Origin of the sequence: Arenimonas sp. (assembly GCF_019459675.1) — a bacterium.
GTDB lineage: Bacteria > Pseudomonadota > Gammaproteobacteria > Xanthomonadales > Xanthomonadaceae > Arenimonas.
Genome location: NZ_JAIBFH010000013.1, coordinates 1 through 3,152 on the forward strand (window position 1 = coordinate 1; position 3,152 = coordinate 3,152).

At 68.8% G+C, this 3,152-nt stretch carries 4 protein-coding genes; all 4 read left to right on the forward strand.

All coding sequences use genetic code 11. From position 1 onward, the window contains the following. Positions 1-104 precede the first annotated feature (104 nt). The gene (locus K0M70_RS00570) at positions 105-857 is read left to right on the forward strand and encodes a class I SAM-dependent methyltransferase (RefSeq protein WP_290777873.1); all 753 of its coding nucleotides are present in this window, start codon (positions 105-107) and stop codon (positions 855-857) included. A 94-nt stretch (positions 858-951) separates the two neighbouring features. Further along, complete coding sequence (lgt, locus tag K0M70_RS00575) at positions 952-1,842, forward strand: prolipoprotein diacylglyceryl transferase (protein ID WP_290777875.1); 891 nt, start codon at positions 952-954, stop codon at positions 1,840-1,842. Then, complete coding sequence (locus K0M70_RS00580) at positions 1,842-2,636, forward strand: thymidylate synthase (RefSeq protein ID WP_290777878.1); 795 nt, start codon at positions 1,842-1,844, stop codon at positions 2,634-2,636. Before lgt ends, K0M70_RS00580 begins: the two co-directional genes overlap by 1 nt. Next, positions 2,633-3,152, forward strand: a 520-nt coding sequence (locus K0M70_RS00585) for a dihydrofolate reductase (RefSeq protein WP_290777881.1), incomplete at its 3' end; no start/stop codon positions are given. The genes K0M70_RS00580 and K0M70_RS00585, both read left to right, overlap by 4 nt.

A 3,152-nucleotide genomic window follows, 5' to 3' on the forward strand; every position in this document is an offset into this window, starting at 1 on the left:
TGGTGTGTTCGCGGGTCGGGGTGGGGGGTTGGTGGGTGGCCCCCCCCCCACCACCCGCCGGCATGGACCGGCTGCGCGACTAAATCACCGCCGCCATCCTGAAGGTGCTGGCGCCTTCGGCGCTGCTGTGGAAGAACGACAGCGGCGCCCGCGCCATCGAGGGCCTGGCCGATTCGGTGGAGTTGGTGCACGGCACGCTGGACGGCCCGGCGATCGCCCGCGAGGGCGGCGTGGACTTCCTGTGTGACCTGCGCGAAGGCCAGAAAACCGGCTGGTTCTACGACCAGCGCGGCAATCGCGACCGCCTGGCGCCGTATGTCCCGGGTGCCAAGGTGCTGGACGTGTTCAGCTACCTGGGCGGCTGGGGCCTGCGCGCCGCGGCCTTCGGTGCCAGTGCGGTGGACTGCGTGGACGCCTCGGCGCGCGCGGTGGCCGGCATCAACGCCAACATCCAGCACAACGGCATGCAGGACCGGGTGCAGGCGCACGCCGCCGACGCCTTCGAGTTCCTGAAAGCGGCGCGCGCCGAGCGGCGCAAGTGGGACGTGGTGATCCTGGACCCGCCGGCCTTCGTGAAGCGCAAGAAGGACTTCAAGGAGGGCTCGCTGGCCTATCGGCGCCTCAACGAGCTGGGCATGCAGGTGCTCGAGCGCGACGGCATCTTGATCACCTGCTCGTGCAGCCACCACATGCCCCGGGAAGCGCTGATCGACGGCCTGCAGGCCGGCGCCAGGCACCTGGACCGCCAGGTGCAGCTGCTTGAGCCGCTGTCGCAGTCGGCCGACCACCCGGTGCATCCGGCCATCCCGGAAACCGACTACCTCAAGGGCGTCATCGCCCGCGTGCTGCCGGCTTGAGGGGCAGGGCGGCCATCGCGCTTGGGCGCGCCGCCGGTCTGGGGCAAAATGGGGCGGCCGACCGCGCCCCCGCGCATCGCCCGCCGGAGCCCGCATGACCCTGCTGCACCAGATCGACCCGATCGCCCTGCCGCTGCCGTTCTGGCCGCACGGCATCCATTGGTATGGCGTGATGTACCTGCTCGCCTTTGGCGCCGCCTGGTTCATCGGCCGGCAGCGCGTACGCGCCGGCAGACTGCCCGGCGTGGACGAAAACGGGTTTGGCGATCTGCTGTTCTACGGCATGCTGGGCGTGGTGCTGGGCGGCCGGATTGGCTACGTGCTGTTCTACGGCTTTGATTCCTTCCTCGCCAATCCGCTGGTGCTGCTGAAGATCAATGAAGGCGGCATGAGTTTCCACGGCGGCCTGATCGGCGTGATGCTCGCCGCGGCCTGGTGGACGCGCCGGCACAAGCTGCACTACTTCGACGTGATGGATTTCGTGGCGCCGATCATTCCCTCGGGCCTGGGCTTTGGCCGCCTGGGCAACTACATCGGCGGCGAACTGTGGGGCAAGCCCACCGACGGCAGCTGGGGCGTGGTGTTCCGCGACAGCCTTCCCGTTGAATACGCGCGCCTGCCGATGGAACAGCTGCGCTCTCTGCATGAAACCGGTGCGCTGGACCGCTTCGCGCGGCATCCGTCCCAGCTTTACCAGATGGTGCTCGAGGGTGTGGTCATGATGGCCGTGCTGCTGCTGTATTCGCGAAAGCCGCGGCCGCGCTATGCCGTGTCGGGGCTGTTCGCGCTGCTCTACGGCAGCTTCCGGTTCCTGGTGGAGTTCGTGCGCGAGCCCGATGCACACCTGGGTTACCTCGCCTTCGGCTGGCTCACCATGGGCCAGGTGCTGTCGCTGCCGCTGGTGGCGCTGGGCCTGTTCCTGCTGTGGCTGTCGCGGCGCTCGCCAACCCTGCAGCCGGCGGTGGTCGCGGCGGACGCGGCCTGATGCACAACTACCTCGACCTGCTGCGCCACGTGCTGGAACACGGCGAGGAGAAGGCCGACCGCACCGGTACCGGCACCCGTTCGGTGTTCGGCTGGCAGCTGCGCTACCGGCTGGACGACGGCTTCCCGCTGGTCACCACCAAGAAGCTGCACCTGCGCTCTATCGTGCACGAGCTGCTGTGGTTCATCCGCGGCGAAACCAACATCGCCTATCTGAAAGAGAACAAAGTCACCATCTGGGACGAATGGGCCGACGAGAACGGCGACCTCGGCCCGGTGTACGGCAAGCAGTGGCGGCGCTGGAGCGGTGCCGACGGCCAGGAAATCGACCAGCTGCGCTGGGTGGTGGACGAGATAACCCGCAATCCCGATTCGCGCCGCCTGATCGTCAGCGCCTGGAACGTGGCCGACCTGCCGAAGATGGCGCTGATGCCCTGCCATACGATGTTCCAGTTCTACGTGGCCAACGGCCGGCTCAGCTGCCAGCTTTACCAGCGTTCGGCCGACATCTTCCTGGGCGTGCCGTTCAACATCGCCAGCTACGCGCTGCTCACGCACATGGTGGCCCGCCACTGCGGCCTCCAGGTCGGCGACTTCGTGCACGTGCTGGGCGACGCGCACCTGTACAGCAACCATTACGACCAGGCGCGCGAACAGCTGTCACGCGCACCACGCCCGCTGCCCACGCTGTCGCTGGCGCCCGAGGCGCGCGACCTGTTCACGATGCGCTACGAGGACATCACCATCAGCGGCTACGACCCGCACCCGGCCATCAAGGCCCCGGTGGCGATATGAGCCTGGTGCTGGTGGCGGCGCTGGACCGCGCGCGGGCCATCGGTCGCGGCAATGAGCTTCCCTGGCGGCTGCCCGACGACCTCAAGCGCTTCAAGGCGCTGACCCTGGGGCATCCGGTGTTGATGGGCCGCAAGACCGCGCAGTCGCTGGGTCGGGCGCTGCCGGGGCGCGCCAACCTGGTGCTGACCCGCTCGGGACGGGTGCCGTTCGAAGGCATGCAGGCGGTGGCGTCGCTGGACGAGGCTATCGCGCGGGCCGCGGGCACGGTGCTGATGGTAATCGGCGGTGGCGAGGTTTACGCGCTGGCGCAGCCCCATGCCCAGCGCATGCGGCTGACCCACGTGGACACGCAGGTGCCGGGGGCGGATGTGTTCTTCCCGGCCTTCGACACGGCGGACTGGATCGTGGAGAAGCGCCAGCCGCACCCGGCCGACGACCTGCACGCGCACGCCTTCGAAATCGTGGACTACCGGCGCATGGCGCCCGCCGCCCCCGGAGGCACAGGGCCGCCAGGCC

What these genes read in the sequence shown, in the direction of transcription:
- lgt (WP_290777875.1), top strand. Translation starts at nt 952, where the DNA reads ATGACCCTGCTGCACCAGATCGACCCGATCGCCCTGCCGCTGCCGTTC.
- K0M70_RS00580 (WP_290777878.1), top strand. Translation starts at nt 1,842, where the DNA reads ATGCACAACTACCTCGACCTGCTGCGCCACGTGCTGGAACACGGCGAG.